The 17,153-nt window shown below is 61.5% G+C and carries 18 protein-coding genes and 1 tRNA gene; 8 read left to right on the top strand and 11 right to left on the bottom strand.

The window, feature by feature from the left end; all coding sequences use genetic code 11:
- Nucleotides 1–152: 152 nt before the first annotated feature.
- Nucleotides 153–1,640 carry an alpha-L-fucosidase gene (locus D0Y96_RS18445; protein WP_199480459.1) on the bottom strand — a complete coding sequence of 496 codons (1,488 nt, stop codon included), beginning with the start codon at nt 1,638–1,640 and terminating at the stop codon, nt 153–155.
- 252 nt (nt 1,641–1,892) lie between these two features.
- On the opposite strand from D0Y96_RS18445, the gene ffh reads away from it, so the two are divergent.
- The 3 genes from ffh to D0Y96_RS18460 all read left to right on the top strand — a co-directional run bounded on the left by ffh (nt 1,893) and on the right by D0Y96_RS18460 (nt 5,317).
- Nucleotides 1,893–3,272 (top strand): signal recognition particle protein, encoded by a 1,380-nt coding sequence (gene ffh, locus D0Y96_RS18450; protein WP_117302968.1) that lies wholly within the window; start codon nt 1,893–1,895, stop codon nt 3,270–3,272.
- 76 nt (nt 3,273–3,348) lie between these two features.
- Entirely contained in the window at nt 3,349–4,527 is a 1,179-nt protein-coding gene (locus D0Y96_RS18455) for a glycoside hydrolase family 172 protein (RefSeq protein ID WP_117302970.1), read from the top strand.
- Between the two features lie 130 nt (nt 4,528–4,657).
- Nucleotides 4,658–5,317, top strand: coding sequence for a peroxiredoxin-like family protein (locus D0Y96_RS18460; protein ID WP_117302973.1), 660 nt, complete (start codon nt 4,658–4,660; stop codon nt 5,315–5,317).
- 22 nt (nt 5,318–5,339) lie between these two features.
- On the opposite strand, the gene D0Y96_RS18465 is transcribed toward D0Y96_RS18460, so the two are convergent.
- The 10 genes from D0Y96_RS18465 to D0Y96_RS18510 all read right to left on the bottom strand — a co-directional run bounded on the left by D0Y96_RS18465 (nt 5,340) and on the right by D0Y96_RS18510 (nt 11,807).
- Complete coding sequence (locus tag D0Y96_RS18465; protein WP_147325139.1) at nt 5,340–6,101, bottom strand: PIG-L deacetylase family protein; 762 nt, start codon at nt 6,099–6,101, stop codon at nt 5,340–5,342.
- 12 nt (nt 6,102–6,113) lie between these two features.
- A complete protein-coding gene (gene rnhB, locus D0Y96_RS18470; RefSeq protein WP_117302978.1) occupies nt 6,114–6,857 on the bottom strand; it encodes a ribonuclease HII in 744 nt (247 codons plus the stop codon).
- A gap of 99 nt (nt 6,858–6,956) precedes the next feature.
- Complete coding sequence (gene rplS / locus D0Y96_RS18475; RefSeq protein ID WP_117302981.1) at nt 6,957–7,310, bottom strand: 50S ribosomal protein L19; 354 nt, start codon at nt 7,308–7,310, stop codon at nt 6,957–6,959.
- A 63-nt stretch (nt 7,311–7,373) separates the two neighbouring features.
- On the bottom strand, nt 7,374–7,673 hold the full coding sequence (locus D0Y96_RS20820; protein ID WP_117302983.1) for a type II toxin-antitoxin system RelE/ParE family toxin: 300 nt from the start codon (nt 7,671–7,673) through the stop codon (nt 7,374–7,376).
- Nucleotides 7,663–7,899 carry an addiction module protein gene (locus D0Y96_RS18485; protein WP_117302986.1) on the bottom strand — a complete coding sequence of 79 codons (237 nt, stop codon included), beginning with the start codon at nt 7,897–7,899 and terminating at the stop codon, nt 7,663–7,665. Before D0Y96_RS18485 ends, D0Y96_RS20820 begins: the two co-directional genes overlap by 11 nt.
- A 35-nt stretch (nt 7,900–7,934) precedes the next feature.
- Nucleotides 7,935–8,744: a tRNA (guanosine(37)-N1)-methyltransferase TrmD gene (trmD, locus tag D0Y96_RS18490; RefSeq protein ID WP_117302988.1), complete on the bottom strand. Its 810-nt coding sequence runs from the start codon at nt 8,742–8,744 to the stop codon at nt 7,935–7,937.
- Between the two features lie 89 nt (nt 8,745–8,833).
- Nucleotides 8,834–9,448 carry a ribosome maturation factor RimM gene (gene rimM / locus D0Y96_RS18495; RefSeq protein WP_117302990.1) on the bottom strand — a complete coding sequence of 205 codons (615 nt, stop codon included), beginning with the start codon at nt 9,446–9,448 and terminating at the stop codon, nt 8,834–8,836.
- 17 nt (nt 9,449–9,465) lie between these two features.
- A complete protein-coding gene (locus D0Y96_RS18500; protein ID WP_350449118.1) occupies nt 9,466–9,756 on the bottom strand; it encodes a KH domain-containing protein in 291 nt (96 codons plus the stop codon).
- Between the two features lie 180 nt (nt 9,757–9,936).
- Entirely contained in the window at nt 9,937–10,179 is a 243-nt protein-coding gene (rpsP, locus tag D0Y96_RS18505; protein WP_117302992.1) for a 30S ribosomal protein S16, read from the bottom strand.
- Nucleotides 10,180–10,361: 182 nt separating this feature from the next.
- Nucleotides 10,362–11,807 (bottom strand): dicarboxylate/amino acid:cation symporter, encoded by a 1,446-nt coding sequence (locus D0Y96_RS18510; protein WP_350449119.1) that lies wholly within the window; start codon nt 11,805–11,807, stop codon nt 10,362–10,364.
- A 216-nt stretch (nt 11,808–12,023) separates the two neighbouring features.
- Here D0Y96_RS18510 and D0Y96_RS18515 point away from each other — a divergent pair.
- The 5 genes from D0Y96_RS18515 (at nt 12,024) to D0Y96_RS18535 (ending at nt 17,122) form a co-directional block, all read left to right on the top strand.
- Nucleotides 12,024–12,108 (top strand) — tRNA-Leu (locus tag D0Y96_RS18515).
- Nucleotides 12,109–12,158: 50 nt separating this feature from the next.
- The gene (locus D0Y96_RS18520) at nt 12,159–12,512 is read left to right on the top strand and encodes a DUF3467 domain-containing protein (protein ID WP_252263935.1); all 354 of its coding nucleotides are present in this window, start codon (nt 12,159–12,161) and stop codon (nt 12,510–12,512) included.
- A 3-nt stretch (nt 12,513–12,515) separates the two neighbouring features.
- Nucleotides 12,516–14,096, top strand: coding sequence for a glycosyltransferase family 39 protein (locus tag D0Y96_RS18525; protein ID WP_350449120.1), 1,581 nt, complete (start codon nt 12,516–12,518; stop codon nt 14,094–14,096).
- Nucleotides 14,097–14,123: 27 nt separating this feature from the next.
- The gene (locus tag D0Y96_RS18530; protein WP_350449121.1) at nt 14,124–15,773 is read left to right on the top strand and encodes a tetratricopeptide repeat protein; all 1,650 of its coding nucleotides are present in this window, start codon (nt 14,124–14,126) and stop codon (nt 15,771–15,773) included.
- A complete protein-coding gene (locus tag D0Y96_RS18535) occupies nt 15,770–17,122 on the top strand; it encodes an NfeD family protein (protein WP_117302997.1) in 1,353 nt (450 codons plus the stop codon). Before D0Y96_RS18530 ends, D0Y96_RS18535 begins: the two co-directional genes overlap by 4 nt.
- The last annotated feature ends 31 nt before the right edge of the window (nt 17,123–17,153 follow it).

Raw genomic sequence — 17,153 nt, forward strand, 5'->3', positions numbered from 1 at the left:
GCGGGCTGTGAGTCCGGCGAGCGATGCGGCCCGCCGGACTGGATTTCTGCCTTTACGAAAAGACAGGATTTCTTCTTCTCGCGAAAAGAGCCGTTCTTCCTTTCTCGAAAATTTTCTGAAAAAGGATTATCTGTCTTTCAAGAAAACGTGGATCACTTTGCCGGTGTCAGCCGAAATGCGTAGGCATACATGCCGACGTGCTGCTGAGGAAACTGCAGGTGCAGCCCATCTGCATCCTGGCTCCAGCGAATCTTCGCCGTCGAGCCCAGCATGGCCACCTCTCCCACGCGGAATCCGCCTGTGCTCACGGCGTGTACCGTCAGCTTTCCATCTGTCGGCCAGCCCAGCGCAATCGCGTAGAGATCGCCGCTTTTTGTCGTGAAACGAATATCCTGCGGCTGGTATGGGCTTGTCGCCGTATCGTGGAACGATCCGGCCACCGTCTTTGTCGGTCCCTCACCGTACATGGTCCATGGACGCGTCCCGTAGATGGCGTCTCCGTTGATCTTCAGCCATGCGCCCATGTGTTGCAGAATCGAGACGGCCTCGTCGGGAATCGTTCCGTCAGATTTTGGCCCGATATTCAGCAGAAGATTTCCGTTCTTGCTCACGATGTCGATCAGCTGCCAGACCAGCGACTCCGGCGACTTATAGGTATCGCCCTTCACATAGCCCCAGCTTTTGTCGCTGACCGACGTATCCGTCTGCCAGTGCAGCGGATCAACATGATCGAGGCCACCGCGCTCGATATCCAGCACCACCGTGCCTTCAGGCGTCGCACCATTCTTCAGAAAGAGCACCGGCTGTTGTCCGCGTTTTGCTGCTTCGTTGTAGTAGAAGGCCATAAAGCGCCTCAGATACGGCTGAAACTCCGGCTGCTCGACCCACCAGTCGAAATACATCAGCTCCGGATGCAGCTTTTCCACCAGCTCACCGGAGCGTGCCAGCCAGTCGTTCAGATAGGCCGCATCGGGGTGCAGCACGCCTTTGGTTCCTGGTTCTTTGCCCTGCGGCGCCACATGCGCGGGTCCATACAGCGATGCATTCTTCGGGTCCTGCACATCGGAGGGAAATGCCCGCCCGCTATCCATAAACCAGTAGTGCTCCGCCCGGTGCGATGAGGCTCCAAAGTGCAGCCCATCTGCACGAACCGCATCCGCCAGCTCGCCCACCAGGTCCCGCTTCGGTCCCATCGCTGCCGCGTTCCAGTCGCTCAGCTTTGAGGCATACATCTGGAATCCATCGTGGTGCTCCGCAACCGGAATCACATACTTCGCGCCGGACTCCTTAAACAGCGCCGCCCATGCCTGCGGATCGAAGTGTTCGGCATGGAACATAGGGATGAAATCCTTGTAACCGAACTTCGTCTCCGGCCCATACGTCGCAATCTGATGTTTGAATTCCGGCGAGCCCTGGATATACATTTTGCGCGGATACCATTCGTCCCCAAACGCCGGCACCGAATACACGCCCCAGTGGATGAAAATCCCGAACTTGGCATCTTGATACCAGTCAGGCACTTTGTACTTCTTCAGCGAGTCCCAGTTCAGTAGAAACGGCCCTTCTTCCGCCTGCCTGTCCACCGAGTTCAGAATCGCCGCGCGCGTATGGTCGTACTTCGCAACGGATTTCTGCCACACCAGATCATCCGCATTCGGGGTTTGTGCAACCGTTATCATTGCAGGCGCTAAAAAAAGGCCCGCGGAGATCAGGATCGTGCAGCGCCGGGTCCATCCATTCCACAGAGGCATTGGTTCTGGCCACTCCTTCAAGGGGGAATTTTTCAGAAGGGACAGCTTATACCCCGGCGGGCGTCTTCGCCCACCGCAGCTTTCGTTTTCCTGCCGGGAGCCTCCCCGTTCGCTCCGCTGATAAACTGACAGGGCCACCTTATGTTTGAGAATCTTTCCGAGAAACTGCAGCGCGCCTTCAAGAATCTCCGCGGCCAGGGCACCATGACCGAGGAGAACATCCAGGAAGCGCTGCGCGAAATTCGCGTCGCCCTGCTGGAAGCCGACGTCAACCTGAACGTCGTGAAGGACCTTATCGATCACATCCGCGAGAAGGCCATCGGTCAGGAAGTGATGACCGCCCTCTCGCCGACCGAGCAGGTCATCAAGATCGTGCACGATGAGCTGGTCACCCTGCTCGGCAAAGACACGGCGCGCTTTCAGTTCGCTTCGCGTCCGCCGACCGTCATTCTGATGGCCGGCCTGCAGGGCTCCGGTAAAACGACGACCTCCGGCAAGCTCGCCGCATGGCTGCAGAAGGGTGGTCATCGCCCCATGCTGGTCTCGGTCGACGTCTACCGCCCCGCTGCCCGTGAGCAGCTTCGCGTCGTGGCGCAGTCCATCAAGGCAAATATCTATCAGGGCGATACCAAAGGTGAGCCCGCAGGCACGCCGCTCGTCGAGCGCCTCGCGAAAGAGGCGCGCCGCGAAGCCGTCATCACCGGCTGCGACACGCTGATCGTCGATACCGCCGGACGTCTGCACATCGACTCCGATCTGATGGACGAGATGGCGAAGCTCAAGGCTCTGCTCAGCCCGCAGGAGATCCTCTTCGTTGCCGACGCCATGACCGGACAGGATGCCGTTCGCTCCGCTGAGGAGTTCCACAGACGCCTCGCCCTCACCGGCATCGTCCTTACCAAGATGGATGGCGACGCCCGCGGTGGTGCTGCGCTCTCGATACGCCATGTCACCGGCCAGCCGGTGAAGTTTATCGGCATGGGCGAAAAGCCGGATGCCTTCGAGCCCTTTCACCCCGACCGCATCGTCGGCCGCATTCTCGGCCACGGCGACATTATGTCGCTCATGGAGCGGGCCGAGGAGAAGCTCGACCGCAAAAAGTCGGAAGAGTTTGCCCGCAAGGCTCTCAGCGGCGATGGCTTCTCGCTTGAAGACTTTCGCGACCAGCTCCGCCAGATCAAAAAACTCGGCTCGCTCCAGAGCATTATGAAGATGCTGCCCTCGGTCGGTCCCTTTGCCGGCATGCAGCAGATGGCCGATCAGGTGGACGAGAAGCAGTTCACGCGCGTTGAAGCCATCATCAACTCCATGACGCAGAAGGAGCGGAACCATCACGAGATCATCTCGGGAAGCCGCCGCAAGCGCATTGCCAATGGCTCCGGCACAACCGTTCAGGAAGTGAATCAGCTTCTGCGCCAGTACGCGCAGATGCGCAAGATGTTCAAGGGCATGGGCAAGGGCGGCATGATGCAGCGCCGCGCCATGGGTATGCTCGGCGGGATGAAGGGCATGGGGCGGTAGACCGGCCTTTCTGCCCGTAACAGGCGGAGAGGCGTATGCTGGTCGGGCGTAAAAACCCTCCACTGCAGGACGGTCCATGATCCAGCACTCTGTCCGAATTCGCCTGACCCCATTCTGCCTTTCCGCGCTTCTTCTCGCTGCCTCGACGACACTGACTATGGCCTCCGCTCACGCGCAGCAGGAGAGCGCCGCGTGGCCTTCTCTGACGCAGCCGCAGGATTACGTCGTAAAGCGCGTCTCCAGCGCAGACCCCACCGGAGCCAATGCCGATGCGCGTCCGGTCGCGCCAGGAGCGACCATCACCCTGCTCGATGCTGATGGCCCCGGCATCGTCTCGCATGTGTGGATGACCATCGCCGACTCCGAAGAGTGGTCGCTCAAAAAGATTGTGCTGCGCATGTACTGGGATAACGAGACAGACCCCAGCGTCGAAACGCCCGTCGGTGATTTCTTCGGCCTCGGACTCGGCGATTATCACAACTGGCAGTCGGCGATGCTCTCGGTCGCGCCTGAAAAGGCTCTGAACAGTTTCTTTCCCATGCCCTTTCAGCATCACGCGCGCATCACCATCACCAACCAGGGCAGCCAGCCCATCCACTCGCTCTACTGGAACATCGACTATCGCGCGTATCCTCATCCCCTGCCCGCAGACACACTTTACTTTCACGCGCAGTATCATCAGGCCCAGCCCAATCACGGAGCCTTCAACACCTGGACCTCCAACGGCGACCCGGCGGTGAACAGCCGCACCAACCTCACCGGCGAAGACAACTACGTCTTTCTCGACGCGAAGGGCCGCGGCCAGTATGTCGGCGTCACTCTTTCGGTGCTGCAGAATCAGGACAACTGGTGGGGCGAGGGCGATGACATGTTTTTTGTCGACGGCGAAAAGAAGCCGTCCATCGCCGGCACCGGTTCAGAGGATTACTTCCTCGGCGCGTGGGACTTCGGCAGCCACGCCTTCTCTTATCCTCTTTATGGCGCTCCTTATATAGAAGGCGATGAGCATGAAGGCTCGCGCGCCAGCGTCTATCGCTTTCACCTCGACGCGCCCATCACCTTCACCCGATCCATTCGCGCCACGATCGAGCATGGGCACGCCAACGTGCGCTCCGATAACTACTATTCGGTCGCCTACTGGTATCAGACCGAGCCGCATGCTCCCTTCCCGCCGCTGCCTCCGGTCGCCGATCGCATCCCCGCACTGCAGCCAACCGGAGGCCCCGGCAATCATCTGGTACAGCCTGCTCCCTGAGCGGGAAAGCAGCGTGCGGCAAAGAGGAATGAGGCGATTCCATGCCATGACCCTCTGAAAATGAGAGGATGGAGAGGATCGCTATCTTCTCACTGAGGCTGCTTCGCATGCCTCGCCATGCAGGACACGAATGCCGCACCTTCAGAACCAGCTCGACCAGATTACGCAGAACACGCGCACCCTTGTGCAGCCGGAGCGGCTGGAGATCAACGAGCGCTCCATCGCCGAGCTCTTTGCCACCGGCATCGAAGAGAACATCCTGCCCGCCGGTGAGCAGGCTCCCGATTTCGCGCTTCCCGATGCTTCAGGCCGTCAGGTCCGTCTTTCGGATCTGCTGGCCCTCGGTCCGCTGGTCCTCAATTTCTTCCGCGGCCGCTGGTGCCCTTACTGCATAACCGAGCTTGAAGCCTGGCGCGATCTCTATCCGGTCATCCGCGAGCGCGGAGCCCTCGTCATCGGCATCTCTCCTCAGCTCGAGCGACAGAACGACTTCACCGCCGGCCAGCATTCGGTTCCCTTCCCTCTGCTGACCGACAAGGAATGCTTCGTCGCGAACAAGTTCGGCCTGGTCTGGACGGTTCCGCTCTATCTGCAGAACTACTATCGCAGCATTCTGGTGAATATTCCGTACATCAACGGTGAATCGAGCTGGAAGCTGCCGCTTCCGGCGACCTATATCATCGCGCAGGACGGGAAGATTCTTTATGCCGAGGCGCATGCCGACTTCCGTGTTCGCCCCGAGCCCGAAGAGGTACTGCGCGCGCTGCCCGCCTTTGCGCGGCCGGAGTAATTCTTCCAAACAGGCGTTTCCGTCAGTCCCCGGTGATTCCCGCAAACAGCGCACGATCCTCGCTGACCGGAACGATCCCTCGTGTTGCCACCAGCAGAAATCGCTCGCGCGCCATGGCGTTGCGCACATGCTCACCCACCCGCTCCAGCACGCCGCTTTGCGAGCTGTGCTGGCGGAAAGCCTCCAGCTTGCGCGCGCTCAGCTCCGGATTCAGCTCCAGCGTGAGCGAGTACGGCATTGTTGAAGATCCACTGAGTTCCGGCCGTCCGCGCACGGAAATAAACGGCGTGCTGGAGTAGTACAGCTTCTGCGGAGCATACGTCTCCAGCCCTTCAGCGAGCTGCTCTGGAAAAAACTCCGGCCGGCCGGCCCAGTGAAACGCCGCCGTCGCCGTTACGGAGACCATCGTGTGATCGCGGTGCAGATTCACGCTGCCGTCCCCGCCGAAGGTCAGCACCACATGCGGGCGCCACCGCCGGATTCGCGCCGCGATCGCTCCCGCAAGCTCATAGAAATCCTGCCGCGGCAGCTCTCCATCCGGATAGTGCAGCACCTCATGATGCGCGATGGCCAGCACGGCCGCCGCAGCCTCAAGCTCGGCGCGCCGCACCTTTCCCAGATCCTCACCGGCTGCGACCTCTCCGCGAAAGTGCGCCGCTTCTCCATTGGTCAGGCAGAGAACGCCGGTTTCCACGCCCTGCTGGTGCGCCGTCAGCAGCGCTCCGCCAAAGGCTCCGCTTTCATCATCGGGGTGCGCGGTCACGCACATCAAACGCAGAGGCAATCGATCATCTCCTCAGGAGGAAAGCTGCTCGTCCCAGGGCAGCGATGTCTGGGCAACGGGACGAAAGCTGCGCCGGTGCAGCGGGCACGGCCCGTGCTTCTCAAGCGCCGCCAGATGTTCCGGAGTGCTGTATCCCTTGTGCGAGGCCAGCCCGTACTGCGGATACTCGTGATCCAGCTCACGCATGCGCCCGTCGCGATAGACCTTGGCGACGACCGACGCCGCCGCGATGGAAATGCTCAGCGAATCGCCATAAATAATGCTGGTCTGCGGGCAGGTCAGGTCGAGCTTCATCGCGTCGATCAGGAGATGATCGGGAGCAGGCGACAGCTTCGTCACCGCCGCGGTCATCGCCAGCCGCGTCGCCTGATAAATATTGACGCGGTCAATCGTCTCCGCATCGATCTCTTCGATGACGATGGCAATGGCCTTCTTCTTCACCACGCCGGCCAGCCGCTCGCGGTCTTCGCGCAGAAGCTGCTTCGAGTCACGCAGCCCGCGAATGCGCGTGTCGATGGGAAGAATGACCGCCGCCGCCACCACCGGTCCAAACAGCGCGCCGCGGCCTACCTCATCCACACCGGCAATGACGGTGGCGCCCTGCAGCCGCGCGGCTTTCTCGTACTTGTTGCCGCAGACCAAGGTTCGCAGCATGCGCAGCTTGCGCGCAGCCGCCGAGATACTTTTCTCGCCGTTCCCGCTGAGAATCTCAGCGTCGAGCCCAGGTTCGGGGATGGGTTCGAAAAGCTCCGCCATGCCTCAAAGTGTAAATCGCAGTGTGCTGCGGAAGGTGGTGGAAATTCGGGCAGACACACAAACGCCCCGGCGGAACACCGGGGCGCAGCGGGAAAAGACCTATGCCTTCTCTACTTCCTTCAGACGGGCAGCCTTGCCGCGCAGTCCGCGCAGGTAGAAGAGCTTCGCGCGGCGAACCTTCGCGGAGCGAATCTTCTCAACCTTGTCGATCACTCTGGAATTGAACGGGAAGATGCGCTCGACCCCCTGGCCGAAGCTCATTTTGCGGACAGTGAAGCTGCCCTGCGCACCGTTCCTGCGGGCAATCACGATGCCCTCAAACGCCTGAAGACGCTCTTTGTCGCCTTCCTTGATCCTGACCTGGACACGCACCGTGTCACCGGGCGCAAACGCCGGCAGATCGGTACGGTTCAGCTTGTCGGCAAGCCGCTGCATTACTGGATGAATAGACATAACTCTTCCTGATGATGAAATCCGAACTCTCAGTTTACAGGAAAAACTGTACCTTTGACGACTTCAGACGCGATTTCGCCAGTATCCCGGGCGTCTGTACCTATGCGCAAAAGCCAGTATCTGGATCGTTGTTTCCGTTTCGCGGTACACAACAGCGAATGGGAAGTGGCTCAATATAAATCTGCGTGTGCCGTCAGCTCGGAGTGGCCAGCGTTGCGGAGATGCACTTACCAGTGCAATGCAGCGGTCAATTTCCGCGGCCAGTCTGTTTGCTGCAATCACACTGCGCTCGCGATACCACGACAGTGCAGACTTTAGTTCTTCAAGCGCAGCGGGATGAAACTCCAGCGTCTTACCTGGCATGGAGAATAGCTGACATCTGACGACGCGCTTCAGCCCATGCAACCGGCTTTACCCTGCCGCTGTCCAGCTCCGCCCTGCGACTGGCAATCTCTTTCTCCCACGCCTCTTCCGCTGATTCATCCACGGTGTCATCGAGACTGTCCAGTAATGAATCCGCCAGCGCCGCGCGTGCTTCGGATGGCAATTCCAAGGCCTTTTTCAGAAGTTCAGAAACCTCATGCGCCATACAAACAGTGTAGACGGGAATGTCAGGATTCCGCCTCACCTGGACTGATTCATGTTCAGGAGAAACTTCCTGTCTTCTTTGGTCAGCTCCGCCTTCTCGAGCAGATCAGGCCGGTTGCGCAGCGTCTTTTCAAGCGCCTTCTGCCGCCGCCACTTCCGGATCGCCGCATGGTCTCCGCCCGCCAGCACCTCAGGCACAGCGAGCCCGCGAAACTCCGCCGGCCGCGTGTAGTGCGGGTAATCGAGCAGACCGCCTGCTCCGTGCGTGGAGCGCGGCGGCCCATCCGGATCATCGGCGAACTCGGCATCCGCCACTCCAAAGCTCTCGTACGCGCTCGAGGCCTCGTTACCCAGAACGCCCGGCAGCAGCCGCATCGTGGCATCGACGATGACCGCCGCACCCAGTTCTCCACCCGAGAGCACATAGTCTCCGATCGAGAGCTCGCGATCGCAGAACAACTCGTTCACCCGCTCATCGACGCCTTCATAGCGGCCACAGATCAGGGTCACGCGCTCCAGCTTCGACAGCTCCCGCGCCACCGGCTGGGTGAACCGCGCTCCCTGCGCCGAGAGCAGAATCACCGATTCCTTCGTCGTGTCGCGTTCCGGCTTCGCTGCGATGCCCAGCGACTCGATCGCCTCCGCCAGCGGCTCCGGCTTCAGCACCATGCCTTCGCCGCCGCCGAAGGGGCGATCGTCGACGGTGCGGTGCCGGTCATATGTGAACTCCCGCAGGTCATGCATGCTGACCTGCACCCGCTCCTGCGCGATGGCGCGGCGCACCACTCCATATCCGAGAATGCCGGTAAAAAAGTCGGGAAAGATGGTGATGATGTCAAAACGCATATAAGATTTCCGGCGAAAATTACTCCGGAGGAGCGCAGAGTCCGGCCGGCACGAGCACGGGGAAAGACAGGCTATACCTGGACGAGATTCTATTCTTTGTTCCTTGTCTCGATCTCGCGCTGTTCCTCTTTCGTCATCGGCGCGTTGATCTCAAGCAGGCCCGCCGGCAGGCGCATCTCGATACGCTGCTGTTCCACGTCGATCGCCTCCAGCCACGCCTTCGCAAAAGGAATCAGAGCGTCCTGCTCCTTCCTTTTTCCGGGACCCGATGAGGGACGCCGCACTACCAGCAGCGAGGTGCTCGACGACGCGCTGTCCACGTCCACGACCTCGCCGATGTCCACGCCGTTCCGGCCCAGGTCGATCACATGACAGCCGATCAGATCGCCGACGTAGACCGATCCCTCCTCGAGGGGAGCCCGTTCGCTCTGCGGGACAGCGACCTCAAATCCGCGCAGAGGCTCGGCATCGTTGATCGACTCGATGCCTTTAAATTTAAAGACGATTTTGCTGCGGAAGAACCAGTGACTCTCCAGCTCGATCTCGCGCGGGCGGGAGTGCAGTCTCTCCGGGGGAATGAGAAACAGCCTGCGCCGCTCTTCGAAGCGTTCAGGGAAATCCGTGAGAATGTCGGCTATGATCTCGCCGCGTCGTCCGTGCGTACGAAGGAGCCTGGCAACGATCACCCAATCAGACGGCGGCATGTGGGGGGAGGGGACCGTTATTCTGCCTTGGCTGCCTGCTGGTTCTCTTCGAGAATGTCGAGCGTGTAGCGATGATGATGCTTCATGCTGACGGCGCCGAGAATCGTGCGCATCGAACGCGCAGTCCGGCCCTGCTTGCCGATCACCTTACCTACGTCAGCAGGCGCTACCCGCAGTCGAAGCACAGTGCTTTCGTCGCGCTCCACAGCCTCAACGATTACCGCGCCCGGTTCATCCACCAGTGCGCGAGCGATTTCCGTTACCAGTTCCTGCATGTTGTCGGGTTTATCTTGCGAACTCATCTTCATGGCCCCCCTTTGCGAGATCGCCTTCCGTCTCCAAGGGCTTGTCGCGCAATAGTACCGCAAGCCCAGGAAAGGAAGACAGCGTATTTCCTGAGTTTTTACGCCGTACCACAGCAAACATCTGTCAAGGGGGAACTTTTTTGATCCGTACTACTTACTACACCCACGGAACTGGTACAGAAACTACGCTGCGACCGGAGCGCCCTGCTTCGCCACCAGAATGGCGACCCGATCGGACAACTGAGCACCCTTCGCGGTCCAGTAATCGATGCGATCCTGCTTCAGCGTGACGGAAGCCGGGTTGGTACGCGGATTATAGGTACCGACCACTTCTACGGAACGGCCATTACGCGCGCGGCTCTTCTCGATCACCACGACCCGGTAATATGGCTGCTTGCGCGCACCGACGCGCGCCAGACGAATCATCAACACAGTCAAACATCCTTTCAAATACAGCTGCAATTTCAGGGGATACCAGCGGCTGCTGCGCCCGTCAAACAGGCGTTAACGCATACTCCTGGAAGTTAAGTATAGCAGCAGGAATGGCCTGCGGACAGAGAATCTCTCACAGGAACATTCCCTTCCCGTGAAACATTTTCTTCGCGCACTCAGTCTTCGACAGCGGCCAGCACCTGCTCTGACGGAGCTTCGCTGCGGAACTCACCCTCCCACCGGGCTACGACTGCCGCAGCCAGACAATTCCCCACCACATTCACCGTCGTCCGTCCCATGTCCATCAGCGCGTCGATGCCCAGGACCACGAAGATCGGACCCTCCGGCAAGCCGAAGATCGAAGACATCGCCATCAGCACCACCAGCCCTGCCCGCGGCACGCCTGCCAGGCCTTTGCTCATCAGCATCAGCGTTCCCAGCATCACGATCTGCGTGCGGAGTTCCATCCGGAACCCCGCGGCCTGCGCCACGAAGACCGATGCCAGCGACAGGTAAAGCGCCGAGCCCGCGAGGTTGAAGCTGTATCCGGTCGGAATCACAAAGGCGACGATGCGGCGCGGAACGCCGAAGGCCTCCATCACCTCCATCGACCGCGGCAGTGCTGCCTCCGACGTGCTGGTGGCGAAGGCAATCGTCGCCGGCTCCGCAACGGCGCGCAGAAACTCCCGCACCGGGATGCGCGCGATCAGCGCGGCCGGCAGCATCGCCAGCAGAGCAAAGGCAATGAGCGCGATATAGAGCAGCAGCAGCAGACGGCCCAGGCTCAGCATCACGCCCAGCCCCGACTGCGCCACCGTATAGGCCAGCGCCGCTCCCACGCCGAAGGGCGCAAAATACATCACCAGATTGGTGAAGGCGAACATCGTCTCGGTCAGCGATTCCGCCAGCCGCATCATCGGAGCGCGCCGCTCCTCATTGAGCCGCGCCAGCGCCAGACCGAAGAGGATGGCGAAGACCGCCACCTGCAGAATCTGATTGTCGGCCATCGATTTCGCGATGCTCTCGGGAAAGACGTGAATCAGGAACTCCTGCCAGGAAATCTGTTGCGGAGCCTGCGCCGGATGCGCTTCAGCCAGCCCGCTTCCGCCGGGAAGCGCGCTCGCAGCAGCAGTCGAAGCACTTCCTGCATGCAGATGCGTTCCCACCTTCGAGACATCGATCGCGACGAGACCGATCGCCAGCGCGATCGTCGTCAGGACTTCAAAATAGATCAGGGATTTGAGTCCGAGGCGGCCGACCGCGCGCAGATCGCCGTGCCCGGCAATCCCGGTGATCAGCGTTCCCAGAATCAGCGGGCCGACGATGACCCGGATCAGGCGCAGGAAGATGTCACTGAGGACGCGAAGCTGTATTGCGAGACGCGGCGCATCGAGCCCGAGCTCGATCCCGGCCAGCATCGCCCAGAAGATCCATATCGTCAGCGACCGCCTGCGTATGGCGCCCCAGGCCAGCAGCAGCAGCCCGGCCACGCGGATCGCGATTCCCACCCGGCCCAGTGGAGTCGACAGGCTGCCTGCCACTCCTCCGGCCAGCACGCCGGCGGCATACAGGGCAATCCCCGGGAAAAGTATTCGACCTGCGCCGGGAAGTTCCGATTTCACCCGCTTTTCCCCTCTGTCCATCGCCGTTCGCCGGCACCCAAATTCCTTTCATCATAGCGAAGCGCCGTTTGAAATAGGGCGAAGCGCCGCCTGGGGCACAGCGAAGCGCCGGTTCGCAGCCGATTCCGCGATGGCGCGGCCTCACTGGCACGTATTCGATCCATACTCTGCACGAGCACGCCGGTGGCATAAAATGATCCCAGCCATGGATCATGTGCGAAAGTGGCGAAATTGGCAGACGCACCAGACTTAGGATCTGGCGGGGCAACCCGTGGGGGTTCAAGTCCCCCCTTTCGCACCAGATGACAGGGCGCTTCGGCGGTCTCTCCACAGCTTTATCGCCGAATTCGAATGGCGCCGCGCCTCGCGGCCTGCTGCTGCGGTACTCTGGTGAAAACCATGAATGCCTCGCATCCGCAACCGAAGCTGAATCTCACCAAATCGTCCGATTACCGGGAAACCTATGCCAACAGCGTGCAGATTCGCATGAGCATGTGGGATTTCTTTTTTGCCTTCGGACTCATTCGCCAGGAGATGCCCGATCAGGTGACGATTGAAAATGGCCACGGCGTCTATATCAGCCCGCAGCAGGCCAAGGCGCTGTGGAACATGCTGGGACAGAACCTGGCGCAGTATGAGCAGACCTTCGGCCCGATCTCGCTTGAGCCGCAGCCTGTTCCCGCACCTCACGGCCCGGTGCACTGACGCGTGACCGGCACCGGAAGATCTTCGCGGCCGATTCCCTCCGGGCTGTTTTGGGCGCTGATTTTCCCGCTGATCTTTATTGCGGTGCTGGTCGCGCACCTGTCGCTGCTGCGCCTTCCTTATTACTGGGACGAGGCCGGATACTACATTCCGGCAGCCTGGGACTTCTTCCGGACCGGCTCGCTGATCCCCTTTTCGACGCTTTCAAATGCCCATCCGCCGCTTCCCTCCCTGTGCCTCGCCCTTGCATGGAAGCTCTTCTCTTTCTCGCCGCTGGTCACGCGCACAACCATGTGCCTGGTCTCCGCCGTCGCGCTGACCGCGGTGTGGAAGCTGGCGCTCACCGTAACCGGCAGACAGTCGGTTGCCGCGGTAACCGTGGCTCTCACCGCGATCTATCCGGTCTTCTTCGCGCAGAGCTCGCTCGCGCATGCGGATATGTTCGCCACCGCCGCGACACTTTGGGCGCTGGCCTTTCTGCTGCAGAGAAAGCTCTGGCCGGCAGCGCTCTGCTTTGCCCTTGCGGCGCTGGCCAAGGAGACGGCCATCGTTACTCCGCTGGCGCTCGCGCTGTGGCAGCTCCGGCTGGCGCTGCGCTCACCGCAGAAGAGAGAGCCTCTGCGCGCCGCCGCGCTGCTCTGCCTGCCGGTCATTCCGCTGGCACTCTGGTACTTCTATCACTGGCACCGCACCGGCTATATCTTCGGGAACCCTGAATTTCTGCGCTACAACGCCACCCAAACGCTGACACCCCTGCGCGTGCTGCTGGCCTTCGCGCATCGCGTGATGCACGTGACCCTGCACATGAATCTCTTTGTGCCGGTGCTGCTGACGCTGGGCTGCATGCTGCTTCCGCCGGCCACAGAAGACGACGGCACCGAGCGCAGACGGATCTCCTTCGAAGATCAGGCGATCTTTTATGTCGTGATCCTCGCCAACCTGCTTCTCTTCTCCGTGCTCGGAGGGGCGCTGCTCACGCGCTATCTGCTTCCGCTCTATCCTCTGGTGCTGCTTCTCTGCGTCAATACCTTTCACCGCCGTCTGCGGGACTGGTCGGCGCTCGTTGCCCTCAGCACAGCAGGATTCATCATCGGCCTCTTCGTCAACCCGCCTTACCGCTTCGCGCCGGAAGACAACCTCGAATACGTAACCGTGATCCGGCTGCAGCAGAAGGCCATTGCGCAGATTCTCGCGCACTATCCCGGGGCGACCGTGCTGACCGCGTGGCCAGCCACCGACGAGCTGCAGAAGCCGGAGCTGGGCTACGTCTCGCGGCCGGTGCCCGTGACCGCCATCGACAATTTCTCGCTGCCGCAGATTCATCGCGCCGCGTCGCTCGACCAGCCGTATACCGTCGGCCTTATCTTCTCCACCAAGTACGACCCGCCCCGGCTCCTGCTCAGCCTGGGACGCCGCAACGAGGCTCTCGACACACGCTTCTTCGATTTTCACCGCGATCTTCCGCCGCGGACCATCGCCCGTCTGCTCGACGGGCAGGTCGTCTGGAGCATGGACAGCAAGGGGCAGTGGGCCGCCGTTCTTCACTTCGACCGGCCGCAGGTAGCCCGGTGGCCGCTCGAATAACTGCCACCCACTTATAATCACTCTGTCGTGCGGCTTTCCTTTCTATCCCGTCTCTTTTCCGTTTTTGTCCTGATTGTCTTCGCTCTTTCTCTGCCGGCACAGCAGGCATCGGAGAGCGTGCCGCAGGCTCCCGCGAGCTCAGAGAGCGAAGCGGCCACCCACGGACGTCTGATCCTGGTGCTGCCCTTCGAGAATCACAGCGGCCAGGCGAGCCTTGACTGGATGGAGGAGGCATTTCCCGACATCTTCAATCGCCGGCTGGCTTCGGCGGGCTTTCTGCCCATCATCCGCGCCGACCGCCTCTATGCCTTCGATCATCTCGGCCTGCCGCTCAATCTGCATCCTTCGCACGCCACGGCGATCCGCATCGCGCAGATGCTCGACGCCGATTACATCGTCTTCGGAGACTACACCGTTACCGGCGACCAGCTCACCGCCGAGACCCGCATTCTGGACGTGACGGCGCTGCACCTCGGCAACAATATTCAGGAGCAGTCGAAGCTCGAAGATCTGCTCGATACGGCCAACAAGCTCGCCTGGGAGGTGGCCCGTCAGTTCGACCCCACCTATGCCGTCGCCGAGCAGACCTTTCTCGCCGCCGACGGACATCTGCCCGTCAGCGCCTTTGAGAATTACATTCGCGGCGTCGTGGAAGATCAGCCCGACGAAGGCATTCGGCATCTGCGCGAGTCCATCCGCATCGATCCCAACTTTCCGCCCGCATGGCTGGCGCTGGGCCGGCGATACTTCGCCAATCAGGATTACGATGAGGCGGCCGCCACCTTCGGCCACCTGCCCACGGACTACACCTACGCTCTCGAAGCGGATTTCTACCGCGGCCTTGCCTTCTTCTATACCGGCAATTACATGAAGGCCGAGGATGCCTTCGCCTTCGTCAGCACGCGGCTCCCGCTGCCTGAGGTCGTGAATAACCAGGGCGTCGCCGCCAGCCGCCGCGGCAAGGATGCTGCGGCCCTCTTTCGCGAAGCCATTGCCGCCGATCCCAAAGAGCCCGATTATCATTTCAATCTGGCTGTCTCTCTCGCGCACAGCGGGAAGACTCCGGAGGCCGTCGCCGAGCTGCAGCAGACCCTGAAGCTTCGCCCGCAGGATGCGGAGGCGCAGTCTTACCTGAACACACTGCAGAATCCGGGCGCGGTGAAACCCAACCCCGACCCAGGCCACGCCATCACCGATACCGAAGGACCGCTTGAGCGCATCCGCCGCACCTATAACGAAGCCGGCTTCCGTCAGGCCGCCTTTGAAATGGAGCAGGTGCAGAAGATGCGGCTTGCCTCGATGCCTCCGGCGCAGCGCGCTGCCGCTCTGGTCAAAGACGGCGATCAGTTCTTTCAGCGCGGCCTGGTGCTTGAGGCCGAGCACGAATATCAGTCGGCTCTGAGCGCCGACCCCTCCTCGGCCGCCGCGCATGCCGGCCTTGCCGCCGTGCGCGAGCGCAGCGGCGATCAGGCTGCCGCGCGTGACGAGGCGCAGAAGTCTCTGCACCTTGCGCCCAACGCCGACGCGCATCTGGTTCTGGCGCGCCTCGATCTCGCCGGCAATCAGCTACTCGCCGCCGCCGGCGAGGTCAGCGATGCGCTGAAGGTCGATCCGGCCAGCCCTGCCGCCCGCGGCATGAAACAGGCGCTCGAAGCGCGTGGACAGCAGGTGCCATGATCTGCCTCCGGAGGTGGCTGTCTCGCTTCAGAACGCCGGCGACGGCCGCCCTGGCCGCGGCTGTTTTTCTGGCCTTCGCGTCTCTGCTTAGTCCATCGGGCCTCGCCGCGTCAACCCCGCGCGTTGTCGTGCTGCATCTCGACGACACCATCCAGCCGATCAGCGAGGATTATCTGAGCCGAGGTATTGCGCGTGCGGCCGATACCCGCGCCGATGCGCTGCTCGTCACGCTGAACACGCCCGGCGGCCTGCTCGACTCCACGCGCGAGATGGTCTCAAAGATTCTCGCCTCGCCTGTGCCGGTCATTGTGTACGTCGCGCCCTCCGGCAGCCGCGCCGGCTCGGCGGGCTTCTTTCTGCTCGAAGCGGCCGACATCGCCGCCATGGCTCCCGGAACCAACGCGGGCGCGTCGCACCCGGTCATCGAAGGCGCAAAGCTCGACCCCATCATGAAGCAGAAGCTGGAGAACGACACGACCGCCTTTCTCCGCTCCTTCGTCTCGCGCCGCGGGCGCAATGTCGACGCGGCCCAGGATGCCGTGCTTAACTCGAAGTCGTACACCGAGCGCGAGGCCCTGCAGCTTCATCTCCTCGACACGATCGCGCCTGACGAACATGCTCTGCTCAATGCGATCGACGGCCGCACCATCACCCGCTTCGACGGGCGCACGCAGGTTCTTCATACGCGCGATGCGATCCTGACCCCGGTCACTCCGTCTCTGCGCGAGCAGATCCTCGACCGCCTGATGGACCCGAACCTGGCTGTTCTGATCCTCGTCGTCGGCGGCCTGCTGATCTACCTCGAGTTCAATGCGCCCGGCACCATCATTCCCGGCGCGCTCGGCACCCTGCTGCTGCTGCTCGCTCTCTTCGCGCTCAACCTGCTGCCTGTGCATTACACCTCGATGGTGCTCATCCTCGGAGCCTTTGCCCTCATGATTCTGGAAGCAAAAGTGCCCAGTCATGGCATACTGGCCGGAGTCGGCATCATCGCCCTGGTGCTGGGTACCCTCACGCTGGTCGATGCGCCCATTCCGGAGCTGCGCGTGCACGTCTCTACCGCCATCGCCACCGGCGTCGCCTTCGGCTTCATCACGACATTCCTCGTGCGCCTTGCCGTGCGCGCTCGCAACAATAAAGTGCTGACCGGGCCGGATGCGCTCATCGGCGGCATCGGCATCGCCCAGGAGGCTCTTGCGCCGCGCGGCCAGATCCTCGTCCACGGGGAGCTCTGGTTTGCCGAATCCGCTACGCCTGTCGCCCCTGGAGAACACGTCCGCGTCCGCGCCGTAAACGGTCTGACGCTGTTGGTCGAGCGGATTCCCGATGCCGTTTCTTCAACGGTTTAACTCATTTCCGGTCTCTTCAATGAGATACAAT

Origin of the sequence: Paracidobacterium acidisoli (assembly GCF_003428625.2) — a bacterium.
Classification (GTDB): Bacteria; Acidobacteriota; Terriglobia; order Terriglobales; family Acidobacteriaceae; genus Paracidobacterium; species Paracidobacterium acidisoli.